The sequence below is a fragment of the Pseudoalteromonas sp. 68 DY56-GL68 genome (assembly GCF_041414825.1).
Classification (GTDB): domain Bacteria; phylum Pseudomonadota; class Gammaproteobacteria; order Enterobacterales; family Alteromonadaceae; genus Pseudoalteromonas.
Genome location: NZ_JAOCZL010000011.1, coordinates 1 through 14,989, shown reverse-complemented (window position 1 = coordinate 14,989; position 14,989 = coordinate 1). Strand labels below are relative to the sequence as shown.

The window sequence follows — 14,989 nt, the reverse complement described above, 5'->3', positions numbered from 1 at the left end:
AGGAGCGGCTGTGGCCAAACAACAAGTAAAGCAAAAAGATACTCCATCTTATCAATATGATGCGATCATCATAGGGACAGGTCCTGGCGGTGAAGGTACCGCCATGAACCTATCTAAAAGTAATAAGAAAGTCGCTGTCATTGAGCGCCAAGAAGCAGTAGGCGGCGGCTGTGTGCACTGGGGCACTATTCCGTCAAAAGCATTACGTCATTCTGTAAGCCGTTACATTGAATATAAAGCAAACCCGCTATTTAATATTAGCGAACGTCCGAACCGCTTAACTTTTCCAGATATTTTGCGTCACGCTAGTAATGTCATATCTAAGCAGTCAAGTTTACGTAGTAGCTTTTATGACCGTAACCGCATTCATATGTATCAGGGTGATGCTGAGTTTGTTGACAAGCACACAATTAAAATTACACACCTTGATGGTTCGCACGAAACACTCACCGCGCAAACAATTGTCATTGCTACAGGCTCTCGCCCATATCGTCCACCTGGCGTTGACTTTAATCATGCACGTATTTACGACAGTGACACGATTTTAGGCCTTGAACATGACCCACATCGCGTACTGATTTATGGTGCAGGTGTGATTGGCTGTGAATACGCTTCTATTTTTAAAGGCTTAGGCGCAAAAGTTGATCTAGTAAATACCCGCGACCGCCTACTTGCCTTTATGGATGCAGAAATTTCAGATGCACTAAGCTATCACTTTTGGAACAGCGGTATTGTTATTCGTCATAACGAAGAATTTGATAGAGTAGAAACTCGCGATGATTGTGTTGTGATGCACTTAAAATCAGGCAAGCGAGTTAAAGCAGACTGTATTTTGTTTGCTAATGGTCGTACGGGTAACACCGATACATTAAACCTTGATGCTGTTGGCCTAAAAGCAGATGGTCGTGGCCAGCTTAAAGTGAATGAAACTTACCAAACAGAAGTCGATAACATTTATGCTGTTGGTGATGTTATTGGCTATCCAAGCCTTGCTAGTGCGGCATTTGATCAAGGGCGAATCGCCGCTGATGCTATTGCCTGTGGTAACTGCGAAGAAAAATTGATTATTGATATACCGGCAGGGATTTATACTATTCCTGAAATGAGCTCAGTGGGTAAAACCGAGCAAGAGCTCACCGCAGCTAAAATTCCATACGAAGTGGGTCGTGCCCAATTTAAACATTTAGCGCGGGCACAAATAGCAGGCACTGAGGTAGGTAGTTTAAAGATTTTATTCCATGTTGATACCAAAGAAGTGCTCGGTGTGCATTGCTTTGGCGAGCGTGCCTCTGAAATTGTTCACATCGGCCAAGCGATTATGGAGCAAAAGAACGGCGGCAATAACATTGATTACTTTGTGAATACCACGTTTAACTACCCAACTATGGCTGAAGCCTATCGCGTAGCTGCATTAAATGGTTTAAATCGTTTGTTTAAGTAAATAAAAAAAGCCCGCTTAATAACGCGGGCTTTTTCGTCATTAGCTTTTGCTTATTTGTGGTATTTACCACTGAATTCATGAACCGCGTTGATAAATACACCTGCGTTTTCTGGGTCAACATCAGGTGTAATACCATGACCTAGGTTAAATACATGGCCAGAGCCTGTACCAAAGTCTTCAAGAATAGTCGCTACTTCTTGGCGAATACGCTCAGGCGTACCATGTAGCATGGCGGGGTCCATGTTCCCTTGTAGTGCTACTTTATCGCCAACACGACGCTTTGCATCACCAATATTAATTGTCCAATCTAGACCTACAGCATCACAGCCCGTCGCCGCGATTGCTTCAATCCACTGACCGCCATTTTTAGTAAACAGTGTTACAGGTACTTTGCGACCATCATGCTCGCGAATTAAGCCATCAACAATCTTATGCATGTATTGTAATGAAAACTCATTGTAATCACGTGGGCTTAATACTCCACCCCATGAGTCAAATACCATTAACGATTGCGCACCCGCTTTAACTTGCGCGTTTAAATAGTCAATGACTGAGTCAGCTAATTTATCAAGTAATAAGTGCAGTGTTTGTGGCTCAGCAAACGCCATTTTTTTGATTTTACCGAATGTTTTGCTGCTTCCACCTTCAACCATGTAAGTGGCAAGTGTCCAAGGTGACCCAGAGAAACCAATCAGTGGTACTTCACCTTTTAGTTCGCGACGAATCGTGCTTACCGCATTCATAACATAACCAAGCTCATCAGTTGGATCGATATTTGGGATTTTTTTTACATCAGCTAATGAAGAAATCGGGCGCTCAAATTTAGGACCTTCACCCGTTTCAAAATACAGACCTAAACCCATTGCATCTGGAATAGTTAAAATATCACTAAATAGAATTGCAGCATCAAGCGGATAACGACGTAAAGGCTGTAACGTTACTTCACAAGCAAGTTCAGCGTTTTTACATAAACTCATAAAGTCGCCTGCTTGGGCACGTGTAGCACGGTACTCAGGTAAATAACGGCCAGCTTGGCGCATCATCCATACCGGAGTGACATCAACAGGTTGTTTTTGTAGTGCACGTAAATAACGGTCGTTTTTTAATTCGCTCATGCGTATAGATCCTAGAACTGAATGAAATTTTGCTGGTGATTGTATCACCATATTACGCGCCCCACTATGGATAGATAACCAAGCCTAGATATAGATCACGATTTTTAGGCTCTGCCCAACAAATAGAGCAGGTTTTATACGAAAACAAAATATTTTTAAAACTTTCCATTAATAAATTTGCAACAAAGAAAAAAGCTTGGTATAACTTATCCCGCGTTAACAAAAACAATAATAAAAATCTTATAACAATAAGAACAAAAATCTTCCCATAACAATAAGAAAGCTTGTTTTAACAAGTCTAGAAAAAGAATTAAACCACCAATTTTGGTGGTTTTTTCTTTTCTGAATCATTGATTTATACAATCACCTCAGTATTTTCAACGTTAAAAATTAACACTAGTAGTTTTTAATTATTTCCCATACACTGCTGTTAAAGTAAAAATTAACCTAACCTATTACGGCACGCATTTTCATATAGCAACATGCTGTCTTATGTTTCTAGGTTGGCTTTTAACAGTTTGTTGTAACTAAACACGAAGAATTAGTTGATCTTTGTGTCATATTTCCTTTTTATATAGAAAGGAAACCAACTCAGCGAGGAGATGAAATATGCTGACGCGTTTGGAAAAAGCTCAACAAAAATGGGGTGGAAGCCACTCTGTTATCGATAAGTGGCTCACAGAGCGCCAAGAGCTACTTGTGCTGTTCTGCCGTATAGCGGGCTTTTCACCGTATGAAAAGAAAGATCATGCCCTTCCAGATCAACTACAAATCCAAAATTTTTGTCAAATTTTAATGGACTACTTATCTGCTGGTCATTTTGAAATTTACGATGACATTGCAAAAGCATGTGAAGAGAAAGGCCCGGAAAGCCAAAAGCTTGCCAGTGCACTTTACCCACGTATTTCAGAAACAACTGACATTGCTCTCGACTTTAACGATAAATATGCTGAAGTAGATAAAGATGATTTACTGGATGAGTTTGATAAAGACTTATCTGCCCTAGGCGAAGCACTTGAGCTACGCTTTGAATTAGAAGATGAGTTAATCGATAACTTATATTCAAATCATACTAGCTAGTGCAACTTCATAGCAGCAGAGAGTAAATTCTCTGCTGAATGCCACTTTTTGCCTTTCTTTAAAGAATCAATTATTCCATCCTAATAAAAATATTTGAAATAAATATTTATATGCGATACTCATACTATAAAAACATGAGGTTCGCCATGCATAAACGGTCATTTTTAAAGTCACTTTCAATTCTTGCAGCAGGTGCAAGCCTAACATCAGCTCCCCTAATTGCCGCACAGAATAGCAGTGGCCACACTTTAGTTAAGCCAAAAGCACTCACTAAGGGAGGTACTATCGGTGTCTGTAGTCCTTCTGCGGCAACCGCCGAACATGCTGATATCATACTAGCAAAAGGGGTGATTGAAGCACTGGGTTATAAAGCAAGGCTGGCACCTAATATTCTAGCAAGACGAGGCCATTTAGCTGGAACAGATGCTATGCGAGCCAACGACCTAAATAACTTGTTTAGCGATACGGATGTCGGTGCTATTTTTTGTTTGCGTGGTGGTTCAGGCGCAGCTCGTATTTTACCTTTGCTCGACTACACCATGATCCGCAACAACCCTAAGCCGCTCATGGGCTACTCAGATATCACCGCTTTACATAACGCACTGCTTGCCAAAACTGGCATGATTAGTTTTCATGGCCCAAACGCATCTAGTGAATGGAATCCATTTCATGTAGAGCAATTTAAAAGCCTGTTCGAAGCACGAAAGCACATGCATTATCAAAATTTACCTAAAGCAGACGATGAGCTGGTAAATACCAAGTACCTGACTCAAACTATCACAGCTGGTAAGGCGACGGGTCGCTTAATCGGTGGAAACTTAACAGTACTCACCGCTTTGGCGGGTTCTGATTACCTTCCCGACTTTAACGGGGCCATTTTGTTTTTAGAAGATATTGATGAAGCACCGTATCGAATTGACCGCATGATGAGCACATTAAAGCTCATGGGTGCACTTGATAAGATTGCGGGTTTTGTATTTGGTGATTGTAATGAGTGCAAGCCTGGTCGTGGTTATGGCTCGTTAACACTTGATGATATTTTTGCAGATTATATTAAACCATTAGGCATTCCCGCTTATCGCGGTGCAATGATAGGCCATATTAAACGCCAATTTATTTTACCTGTGGGTGCGTTAATTGAACTTGATGCTAACAAAGGTACGCTTAAAATGAGGGAAACTGTATTTAGCTAGATGAGTGAAAGTACAAAAAAAGGGCCATGAGGCCCTTTTCTTTCTTCTGAGTAATAAATTACTCTGCAGCAGCTGCTTTTTCTTCGTCTTGGATTTCAAGTAATTCTACTTCAAAAACCAATGTTGAATTAGCAGGAATCTTACCAAGATCACGCTCGCCGTATGCAAGTTCAGATGGGATTGTGAACTTGTACTTAGAGCCAACTGGCATTAATTGTAAACCTTCAGTCCAACCTGGGATCACACGATTAAGTGGGAAAGTTGTTGGTTCGTTACGTGAGTATGAGCTATCGAACTCAGTGCCATCAAGTAAAGTACCTTTGTAATGTACTTTTACAACGTCAGTTGCTACTGGCTTTTCGCCTTCACCTTCGGTGATCACTTCGTACTGTAAGCCAGACTCAGTAACAGTAACACCTTCTTTCTTCGCGTTTTCAGCTAAGAATTTTTCACCTTCGGCTTTGCTTTTTTCAGCTTCTACTTTTGCTTTTTCTTCTTGCTTAGTACGCATGCTTTGATCAAGCGCAGTTAACACTTCACGAATTTTTTCATCGTCTAGTTTAGCGTTACCAGCAAGGGCATCTTCAAAGCCACGCTTTAATAGCGCTTCGTCTAACTCAATACCTAGCTCTTTTTTATCAGCTAAATCTTGGTTTAAGAAGTTACCAACAGATGCACCGATACCGTAGGCTTGTTGTTGTGCTTCAGTCTCTAGTTTAACTTCAGCTTGCTGTTCTTTTTTTGCTTCTTGATTACAAGCTGTTAGCGCTAAAACTGACGCTGCAATCAATGACAATTTAATCGTCTTTCTCATTTTATATCTCCGACACACTTTGCAGTTGTCAATTATTGTATTATTACTAGTTAAAGGTTAACGACCTATTATGGTAGGCTGCTTGTCTAATAACTAAACTTTATGCAAACGCATAATCTAGTGATTAGACTAACAACCTTGGCTTTTAACGAGCCCTAGTCTAACCTCTCAATCACTAAGAGTTAAGGGGAAATACCTGTAATATGTCGATATTTCGTACTTTTTTATATCTACTAAGCTTTGGCTTAGTCGTTGCGTGCACTGAGCAACATGAGCAATCCGCTGAACGATATGAACATGCGGCTAAAGGTGCGTTTGCATCTGCTCTTTCGCATGATGGCAAATACAGCTTGATCTCATCAATACACCATGGGGTCGCGCTGTGGGATAATCAACAGCAGGTATTAAAATACCAATGGTTTCAACAACAAGCTCAAGATAGTCTTGTGCATACAGTGGCAATCTCTTACGACAATAGCCATGCAGTCACCGCTGAAAAGTCCACATTTGCAGTGTGGGACATTAGCACTGGTGAAAACACGGGCTACTATAAGATACATGCCTCAACTATTAGAGATATCGCCATAAGTAACCAAGGGCGTAGCGTTTTATATGGCCGCGCCGACGGTGTAGTCGTTTACCTCGACTTAGAAACCGGAAGGCGTATAGAGTTCCTCGGTCATCAAGAAAAAGTCAACGTTGTTGATCTATCTCCCAATGGCCACTATGCAATTAGTGGCTCAAATGATTACGTAGCTTACTTTTGGGATACTCGCACAGGGCAAGTAATCCACCGCTTTAATCACCCAACTCGTGTCACTCAGGTTGCGCTTGATCCACAGGGTCGATATGCATTTACAGCAGATAGTATGAAGCAAGCAAATGTATGGCAACTGACTACAGGTGATCTTGTTAGCAAACTGGCGTATATTGCGCGTCAGAAAATTTTTACCGCTGTGCGTTTTAATGATCAAGGCACTTTAATTGCAACCGGTTCACCGAATCGACTCGTGGATTTATGGCAACTGGACTCAGGTAAAAAATTACAAACGTGGCAAGTACTCCCTCGTGAAGGAAGTCGCCCGAAATCAGCCGTGGTGTTAGATGTTGCGTTTACTGATAACAACCAAGCGTTATTAACCGAAAGCTCCAGCGGATTCGCTGAAAGTTTTAATTTAAGAGAATCGAATGAATACAATTGAAGATCGTCTCATGGAACTTGAAGCGAAAGTCGCGTTTCAAGATGAAACAATTGAAATATTGAATGATGAGCTTAAAGCGCACCAACAGCAATTGGCAAAAATGAAGCGCCAAACCGAGTTGCTCGCAGAAAAAATTAAAGAGGCGCAACAGCCTTCTCTTATGTCACAGTTACAAGAGCCGCCTCCGCCACATTACTAAGCATACAATAATGGCCGGGTTAATCACCCGGCTTAAATACCCCAATTACCTGCTCAAATTGACGTGTTGAAGCTTGCACAGCCTTCTCTGGCTGGGTCATTTTATGGCCACACTGTACGCACTCCACTTTTTCGACATCATGCTCTTTATAAAGCATCATGGTATCCATAGCCCCACATTCTGGGCATGACGCACCAGCAATAAAGCGTTTTTTTTGTCTCATAAGTGATCTCCCGTGGCATGTAGGCCGCTATTTTAGCCTAATAATTCTCTGTTTGATACGATTGCGAAGCCTTATAGGATCCGTGTTATGATAACGCAACTTAACTAGGACTCAGCATAGTATTTTTCAATGATCCAAATCTCAGAAATCGAACTACTTCGTGGTGGTAAAGCACTCCTTAAAGGAGCCAGCGCCACACTTTTCCCTGAACATAAAGTTGGTCTTGTTGGGGCTAATGGTTGTGGTAAATCAACACTGTTTAGTTTGCTAAAGTCTGAGTTGCAGCTCGATGCGGGTGAGTGCAGCATCCCTAAAGATTGGTCCATCGCCTCTGTTAAACAAGAAACACCGGCACTGGAAATAAGTGCGCTTGATTATGTTTTGCAAGGCCACCCTGAGTATTATGCGCTCAGAATCGCACTCCGCGAAGCTGAAAAAAATGACGATGGCGCAGCACAAGCCAAAGCGCATATCGGCCTTGAACATATTCAAGGTTATAGCATCGAAGCCAAAGCTGGTGAACTGCTACATGGCTTAGGCTTTAGTAATGAGCAAATAGACAACCCTGTCAGTGCCTTTTCAGGTGGGTGGCGTATGCGCCTAAACTTGGCTCAAGCGCTTATTCGTGACGCTGACTTATTGCTGTTAGATGAACCAACCAACCACTTAGATCTCGATGCCGTATACTGGTTAGAGCGCTTTTTACGCGCCTATACTGGCACCCTAGTACTGATTTCTCACGACCGTGAATTCTTAGACGCGGTGGTTGATCAAATTTGGCACATCGATCAGCAAAAAATTAATGTTTACAAGGGCCACTACTCGCAATTCGAACGCCAAAAAGCAGAGCGTTTACTGCAACAGCAAGCTATGTTCGAAAAGCAACAAGAACAAATAGCCCATCTAGAAAAGTTTATTACACGCTTTAAGGCCAAAGCCAGTAAAGCAAAACAAGCACAAAGCCGCGTAAAAGCCTTAGAGCGAATGGAAAAACTAGCGCCTGCGCATGCCGATTCTCCTTTCGATTTTGAATTTGCAGAACCCACTGCGCTGCCAAACCCGTTAATGACACTCGACCAAGCCAAAGCGGGCTATGGCGACATCACTATTTTACATAGTATTAAGCTAAACCTAGTACCTGGTAGCCGTATTGCCCTGCTTGGCCGAAATGGTGCAGGTAAGTCTACACTTATCAAGCTATTAGCAGGTGAGCTTGACCCACAAGCGGGCGAAGTGTTCCAGCATCAAGGTTTAAATATTGGTTACTTTGCGCAGCACCAACTGGAGTCTCTTGATTTAACAGCCAGTGCTGTTACGCATTTACAACGTTTAAATCCGCAAGCAACAGAGCAATCACTGCGCGACTTTTTAGGAGGCTTTGCCTTCATTGGTGATAAAGCCCTTGAGCCAGTTGCGCCATTTTCGGGGGGTGAAAAAGCACGTTTAGTGCTGGCGATGTTGGTATATCAAAAACCCAACTTACTCTTACTGGATGAGCCTACCAACCATTTGGATTTAGAAATGCGACATGCTCTTGTAATGGCACTGCAAGGATTTGAAGGTGCGATGGTTACCGTATCGCACGACCGCCATATGCTAAAAAATACCGCCGATGAGTATTACCTTGTTGATAACGGCGAAGTCACGCAATTTGGCTACGACCTTGATGCTTATTACCAGTGGCTTCTAAATGCGAATAAAGAAGCGGCGAAAACACCAGAAGATAATGCAACAAAAGCTCATTCAAGTGTAAACCGCAAGGAACAAAAGCGCTTAGAAGCTGAGTTTAGAAAGTCAGTGCAGCCATTAAAAAAGCAAATCGACACGCTTGAAAAGCAGCTCGATAAGTACGCAACAGAACTTAATGAAGTTGAAACCGCACTCGGCGACAATGATTTATATAATGATGACAATAAAGCAAAGCTAACAAAGTTACTAGCGAAGCAAGCTGAGTTAACCCCAAAACTAAATGCCGTTGAAGAAGAATTATTGATGGCGCTGGAAGAACTCGAAGAAAAAGAACAGGCCTTTGCCGATGAAACCGCTTAATAGCGAAGCATTTTGGCAGTTTGCGTGCCGGCTTTATAATAAAGAAGGCATGCAAACACGGCTGTTAGATTATCAAAACCAGCAAGGCAAAAATGTGAATTTGTGCTTGTTGCTTTATTATTTAAACTCTCTTGAGCTTGCTTTAAACGAATCTCAACTTAATCAGCTTGAATTATGTATTGTTGAGTTTGACGAGCAGGTATTAAAACCTCTACGCACGGCTCGCGGCTATCTAAAAGCCAATCAAGTCGACATTGCTGACTACGCCACGATTCGTAAAGAATTACTCAGTGCAGAACTAAAGCTCGAAAAACAACAGCAACAAATGCTCATTGATAGCGTGAATACTTGCACACTTACATCAAACCCAAAAGCAGATAATTTAAAGCTGTATATAAGATAAAGGTGATTAGCAAACCCAGCTCATATCACCACTACCTTACCCCATAAAATTTCACAGCAATAAAATAACGCTCTCGCTCGAATAAAGGCGAGTACTAATAACTCAGACTCAGCAAACTTGATCCAAATCAACTTCTAAATCGCCTTGTGTAGCTTCAGGAAAATAGCTTGATCTGGATCATGTCAGGCTATGCCAAGCCAGCCTATGATTAACCCATAGACATTAGGAGGCACAACCATGAACGTATTCTTTAGAGATTTTTTTAGCGACCCAGTCTTATTTATGTCATTTGGCATTTTGGCAGTTGTTATCGTTTTATGCCTTTTTTACGTCGGGTATTTCATTAAAAAAGTACACGACGCTGAAGTTCCTAAGTAAGAATTAAGCACGACGCACAAAGCCCCTATCCAATTTTATTGTTTAGGGGCTTTTTATTTGCATAAGCCAAAATCGTTAAACTGTTCTAAAAAAGCAAAAACTTGCTACAATAGGCGCTTGTTTTGTCTTTAAAGTGTCAACTATGTTACCTGAGTTTAAACCTGCGTGGTGGATGCGCAATCGCCATTTACAAACCATAATGCCGCGCTTTTTTCGCCCTTTTCATAAAACACGTTACAACTTATCGACACTTAACACTCCAGATGGTGATTTCTTAGAACTTGCATGGGCACAACCCCACAATGACCAAGCACCACTGGCAATTGTATTACACGGGCTTGAAGGCAATATAAATAGCTTTTATGCCAAGGGCATGATGAAAAAACTAAAACAGCAAGGGTTTGCGGTTGTGCTTATGCATTTTCGCAACTGCTCACGGGAAGTTAATCGATTGGCTCGCGCCTATCATAGTGGTGAAACTGAAGACCTGCGCTTTTTTATTAATTATTTGAAAGGTAAATTTCCTTCTCGCCCATTATTTGCCGTCGGTTTTTCTTTAGGTGGCAATGTCTTAGCTAAATACTTAGGTGAACAAGGCAAATCCTCACACTTAACTGGCGCTGCGGTAGTATCGGCGCCATTTGACTTGTCTGCCTCGTGTGAAATTATTCGTAAAAGTTTGTGCAAGATATACCAAAAATACCTGCTTGATCGCATGAAAAAATCAATGCAAAGAAAGTTGCCACAAATTCAGCAACAAATAAATCTCACACCTGAAAAGTTAAAATCAATTAATAACTTATGGCAGTTTGATGACATGCTAACCGCCCCCTTACATGGCTTTTCAGGGGCAGAAGATTATTATCAACAAGCTAGCGCTAAACCTTACCTAAAAACAATCGCAACACCGACCCTAATCGTACATGCTAAAGATGACCCCATGCTATCAGTAAAAGCTGTGCCTAATGGTACAGATGTCAGTGACTATGTTACTCTGCGAGTGTCAGACAAAGGCGGGCACGTAGGCTTTATTAGTGGTAATAACCCATTTAAGCCTGTTTATTGGTTAGAGCACATAGTGCCTAGCTACTTCACACAGATCGTTAAAAAAGAGCAGTTATGATCATCCCTCATGAACAAATTGATAAAGACACGCTATATAACCTAATTGAAAGTTATGTGCTACGTGAAGGCACCGATTATGGTGAGCAAGAGGTAAGTATTGAAAATAAAGTTGCGCAGGTTCATCAACAGCTTAAAAGTGGTGAAGCGATGGTGTTTTTTTCTGAGTTACATGAATCAGTAACAATAATATCGAAAGCTGAATTCGTTGCTCTGCAAGCTGATCCTGAGTATCAAGCGTCGTTTAACGACTAAACTTGTAAGTTATACTGTAACCCTTCACAATGGCTTTTTAACTTAAAGAGCCATTAAAAATGAAAAAACTAAGCTCATTGGTTGCCGCCGTTTCGCTGGCTTTAATTAGCCAAGCACACGCTGAACAGGCTACTGCATCAGACAAAGCCATAAAACTGGCAAAAGACACTATTTTAATTGACACCCATATCGATGTGCCTTATCGCATTCATAATAAGTGGGCTGATGTAACAAAAGCCACCGATGACGGCGATTTTGACTACCCACGCGCAGTACAAGGTGGTTTGAACGCTCCTTTCATGTCGATTTATATTCCTGCAAACCTAGAATTTGAAGGCAAAGGGAAAAGTTACCAACTTGCTAATCAGCTGATTGATAGTATGGAAGCCATTGTGCAACGTGCCCCTGATAAGTTTGCTATTGCAGATTCAACCGCCGATATCAAAGCACAGTTTAAACAAGGCAAAATGTCGATTGCAATGGGTATGGAAAACGGCTCGCCGATTGAAGGTGAGATGAAAAACCTTAAGCATTTTTATGATCGTGGTGTGCGCTACATCACCCTTGCACACTCACAGAGCAACCATATTTCTGACTCATCTTATGATATCCGCCGTAAATGGAAAGGCCTGAGCCCATTCGGTAAAGAGTTAGTCAAAGAAATGAATAACATAGGTATGTTGGTAGATGTTTCACATATTTCTGATGATGCATTTTATCAAGTAATGGAAATTTCAAAAGTACCTGTGATTGCATCACACTCTTCACTGCGTAAATATACGCCTGGCTTTGAGCGTAATATGAATGATGACATGCTATTAGCACTGAAAAAGAATGGCGGCGTTATTCAAATCAACTTTGGTTCAAGCTTTGTGACAGCACAAGCTGGATCTTGGTATGACCAACTAAAATCTGCAAAAGCCGATAAGAAAAAAGACGGTACTAAGCTAAGCAAAGATTTTGACGCAGCTTATCGTGCTAAAAATCCATTCCCTTATGCAAGTCTTGAGCAGGTGCTAGATCACATCGACCATGTCGTTGAGCTCATTGGTATTGATTATGTTGGTATTGGGTCTGACTACGATGGTGTAGGCGACTCTCTACCTACTGGCTTAAAAGATGTAGCAAGCTACCCTAACCTTGTTCAAGGGCTTATGGATAGAGGCTACAGCAATAAAGATATTAAAAAGATTCTAAGTGGCAATATGTTACGTGTTTGGCAACAAGCTGAAGCGTATGCAAAAGCCCACTAACTTTTAATCACTAATCAAAGCGCAGTACTCACTGCGCTTTTTGTTTTTATCAGTACAAGTGATTGATAATACTAATTGCCTGCTTTAATCTGCTGGTATTACAAAGCAACTTGGATGATGTGATATGTCGACTTGGCAAGGAAATATTGCACTTGTTTTGGCAAGCACTGCGCTTGGACTAACGATTTACAACCATTTCAGTGTGGATAAGCAACGAGCTCCTAGTTCACTTCCCTTTACTATCGATGATTCAATTATTCCCAAACAAGATAGAGAAAACCTCGTTGCTCTACATGGTTATATTCTTGACTTAGAGACACGCATTAACGAGCTTGAAAATAGTACGCCCACGATTGAGCCTTCGCTTATCGAATCAAAAGTAAAGCAAGTCATCGAAGAGCGTGAAAAAGCACGTATCGCAGAAGCAACGAAAAGAAATCCTTCCGTAAATTGGTTCCGGCAACTACCTGAAGATTATCGACAGCGTATAAAAGCCGATCCGAACTACGCGAATAAATCGATTAATGATGCATTTACAGCGTTATTAAACATGAGTAATACCGACGATGATCGCCTAGCAGCTTATGGACAACTCAGAATGACCTTAGGTATGCTGAGACGAGACTTGGATGATACACAGGAATCCTCGGCCATTGATGCCATGATAAGCATCAGTGAGTATACAAACGAGCCTAAGGTACGCATTCAAGCATTAGAGAATTTATCTCACTTAGATGCAGTTTCACCTAAACTAGCCGACTATTTTCAAAAGCTATTATTAAATGATGCAAATGAGTACGTTAAAAATCTTTCAGCAAGTGCATTAGTGGCGCAGTTTTTCCGCGCCAAGCAGTTGGGAAAAATCCAATTAGCGACAACTCTGGCACAGCGCATCCAAATGCTAGAATCCAATGGTGATAGTAAAGTGGCGAATGCTATGACTAATAACCTTAAGCACCCGCACTTAAGAGATGAGCTCAATAAATTTATCGAGCAGTAGCCAAAACGTTCTGTTAGGCATTAAAAAAGGCCGCCTAGGCGACCTTTTTATAAGCTGTGAAGCTCTATCTGTTGATATTACTCAACGATAGTTGCTACAACACCAGCACCAACTGTACGGCCACCTTCACGGATAGCGAAGCGTAAACCTTCGTCCATCGCGATTGGAGCGATTAGTTCTACAGTCATCTTGATGTTGTCACCAGGCATTACCATTTCAACGCCGTCTGGTAACTGTACGTCACCTGTTACGTCAGTTGTACGGAAGTAGAACTGTGGACGGTAACCTTTGAAGAATGGCGTGTGACGACCACCTTCATCTTTAGAAAGTACGTATACTTCTGAAGTGAACTTCGTGTGTGGAGTGATTGAACCAGGCTTAGCTAGTACTTGACCACGTTCAACGTCTTCACGCTTAGTACCACGTAGAAGTGCACCGATGTTCTCACCCGCACGACCTTCGTCTAGAAGCTTACGGAACATCTCAACACCTGTACACGTTGTCTTCGTAGTTTCTTTGATACCTACGATTTCAACTTCGTCATTCACGTTGATGATACCAGCTTCAACACGGCCAGTTACAACTGTACCACGGCCTTGGATTGAGAATACGTCTTCGATAGGCATGATGAATGGCTTATCGATGTCACGCTCTGGCTCTGGGATGTAAGAATCTAGTGCTTCTGCAAGCTCAACGATTTTGTCTTCCCACTCTTTCTCACCTTCTAACGCTTTAAGCGCAGAACCTTGGATTAGAGGTAGGTCATCACCTGGGAAGTCGTACTCAGAAAGAAGTTCACGAACTTCCATCTCAACTAGCTCAAGTAGCTCTTCGTCGTCAACCATGTCACATTTGTTCATGAATACGATGATGTAAGGTACACCAACCTGACGAGAAAGTAGGATGTGCTCACGAGTTTGTGGCATAGGACCGTCAGTCGCAGCAACTACTAGGATTGCGCCGTCCATTTGAGCAGCACCAGTGATCATGTTTTTAACATAATCGGCGTGTCCTGGACAGTCTACGTGTGCGTAGTGACGAGTTGGTGTATCGTACTCAACGTGTGAAGTTGAGATTGTGATACCACGCTCACGCTCTTCTGGAGCGTTATCGATTGATGCGAAGTCTTTCGCTACACCACCGTATACTTTTGCAAGTACGTTAGTGATTGCTGCAGTTAGGGTAGTTTTACCGTGGTCAACGTGGCCGATTGTACCTACGTTTACGTGCGGTTTTACGCGTTCAAACTTTTCTTTTGCCAT

Annotated in this window: 16 protein-coding genes; 12 read left to right on the top strand and 4 right to left on the bottom strand. The window is 41.8% G+C overall.

Annotation, left to right across the window (positions count from 1 at the left end):
• Nucleotides 1–10 precede the first annotated feature (10 nt).
• The gene (sthA, locus tag NYF15_RS07170; protein WP_237120363.1) at nucleotides 11–1,441 is read left to right on the top strand and encodes a Si-specific NAD(P)(+) transhydrogenase; all 1,431 of its coding nucleotides are present in this window, start codon (nucleotides 11–13) and stop codon (nucleotides 1,439–1,441) included.
• Nucleotides 1,442–1,491: 50 nt separating this feature from the next.
• Here sthA and hemE read toward each other — a convergent pair whose 3' ends face one another.
• A complete protein-coding gene (gene hemE, locus NYF15_RS07165; RefSeq protein ID WP_054562901.1) occupies nucleotides 1,492–2,556 on the bottom strand; it encodes a uroporphyrinogen decarboxylase in 1,065 nt (354 codons plus the stop codon).
• Nucleotides 2,557–3,165: 609 nt separating this feature from the next.
• Here hemE and NYF15_RS07160 point away from each other — a divergent pair.
• Complete coding sequence (locus NYF15_RS07160; RefSeq protein WP_062568372.1) at nucleotides 3,166–3,636, top strand: Rsd/AlgQ family anti-sigma factor; 471 nt, start codon at nucleotides 3,166–3,168, stop codon at nucleotides 3,634–3,636.
• A 146-nt stretch (nucleotides 3,637–3,782) separates the two neighbouring features.
• Nucleotides 3,783–4,829 carry an LD-carboxypeptidase gene (locus NYF15_RS07155; RefSeq protein WP_371353188.1) on the top strand — a complete coding sequence of 349 codons (1,047 nt, stop codon included), beginning with the start codon at nucleotides 3,783–3,785 and terminating at the stop codon, nucleotides 4,827–4,829.
• Nucleotides 4,830–4,887: 58 nt separating this feature from the next.
• Here NYF15_RS07155 and fkpA read toward each other — a convergent pair whose 3' ends face one another.
• A complete protein-coding gene (fkpA, locus tag NYF15_RS07150) occupies nucleotides 4,888–5,643 on the bottom strand; it encodes an FKBP-type peptidyl-prolyl cis-trans isomerase (protein WP_062568374.1) in 756 nt (251 codons plus the stop codon).
• 203 nt (nucleotides 5,644–5,846) lie between these two features.
• Here fkpA and NYF15_RS07145 point away from each other — a divergent pair, with 203 nt between their 5' ends.
• Complete coding sequence (locus NYF15_RS07145) at nucleotides 5,847–6,845, top strand: WD40 repeat domain-containing protein (protein WP_062568375.1); 999 nt, start codon at nucleotides 5,847–5,849, stop codon at nucleotides 6,843–6,845.
• Nucleotides 6,832–7,044 carry a SlyX family protein gene (locus tag NYF15_RS07140; protein WP_062568376.1) on the top strand — a complete coding sequence of 71 codons (213 nt, stop codon included), beginning with the start codon at nucleotides 6,832–6,834 and terminating at the stop codon, nucleotides 7,042–7,044. The genes NYF15_RS07145 and NYF15_RS07140 overlap by 14 nt, the downstream gene beginning before the upstream one ends.
• Before the next feature lie 19 nt (nucleotides 7,045–7,063).
• On the opposite strand, the gene NYF15_RS07135 is transcribed toward NYF15_RS07140, so the two are convergent.
• On the bottom strand, nucleotides 7,064–7,267 hold the full coding sequence (locus NYF15_RS07135) for a YheV family putative zinc ribbon protein (protein ID WP_062568377.1): 204 nt from the start codon (nucleotides 7,265–7,267) through the stop codon (nucleotides 7,064–7,066).
• A gap of 129 nt (nucleotides 7,268–7,396) precedes the next feature.
• Here NYF15_RS07135 and NYF15_RS07130 point away from each other — a divergent pair, with 129 nt between their 5' ends.
• From NYF15_RS07130 to NYF15_RS07100, 7 genes are all read left to right on the top strand, one after another.
• Nucleotides 7,397–9,316 carry an ATP-binding cassette domain-containing protein gene (locus tag NYF15_RS07130; protein ID WP_371353187.1) on the top strand — a complete coding sequence of 640 codons (1,920 nt, stop codon included), beginning with the start codon at nucleotides 7,397–7,399 and terminating at the stop codon, nucleotides 9,314–9,316.
• Nucleotides 9,303–9,719, top strand: coding sequence for a TIGR02444 family protein (locus tag NYF15_RS07125; RefSeq protein ID WP_371353186.1), 417 nt, complete (start codon nucleotides 9,303–9,305; stop codon nucleotides 9,717–9,719). The genes NYF15_RS07130 and NYF15_RS07125 overlap by 14 nt, the downstream gene beginning before the upstream one ends.
• Before the next feature lie 237 nt (nucleotides 9,720–9,956).
• Entirely contained in the window at nucleotides 9,957–10,097 is a 141-nt protein-coding gene (locus tag NYF15_RS07120) for a DUF3149 domain-containing protein (RefSeq protein ID WP_074989877.1), read from the top strand.
• 142 nt (nucleotides 10,098–10,239) lie between these two features.
• Nucleotides 10,240–11,220, top strand: coding sequence for a hydrolase (locus NYF15_RS07115; protein WP_371353185.1), 981 nt, complete (start codon nucleotides 10,240–10,242; stop codon nucleotides 11,218–11,220).
• Nucleotides 11,217–11,474 carry a YheU family protein gene (locus tag NYF15_RS07110; RefSeq protein WP_130149205.1) on the top strand — a complete coding sequence of 86 codons (258 nt, stop codon included), beginning with the start codon at nucleotides 11,217–11,219 and terminating at the stop codon, nucleotides 11,472–11,474. Before NYF15_RS07115 ends, NYF15_RS07110 begins: the two co-directional genes overlap by 4 nt.
• Nucleotides 11,475–11,533: 59 nt before the next feature.
• Complete coding sequence (locus tag NYF15_RS07105) at nucleotides 11,534–12,727, top strand: dipeptidase (protein WP_062568382.1); 1,194 nt, start codon at nucleotides 11,534–11,536, stop codon at nucleotides 12,725–12,727.
• A 124-nt stretch (nucleotides 12,728–12,851) separates the two neighbouring features.
• Complete coding sequence (locus NYF15_RS07100; RefSeq protein WP_371353184.1) at nucleotides 12,852–13,727, top strand: hypothetical protein; 876 nt, start codon at nucleotides 12,852–12,854, stop codon at nucleotides 13,725–13,727.
• A gap of 77 nt (nucleotides 13,728–13,804) precedes the next feature.
• Here NYF15_RS07100 and tuf read toward each other — a convergent pair whose 3' ends face one another.
• Nucleotides 13,805–14,989 (bottom strand): elongation factor Tu, encoded by a 1,185-nt coding sequence (gene tuf / locus NYF15_RS07095; protein ID WP_062567544.1) that lies wholly within the window; start codon nucleotides 14,987–14,989, stop codon nucleotides 13,805–13,807.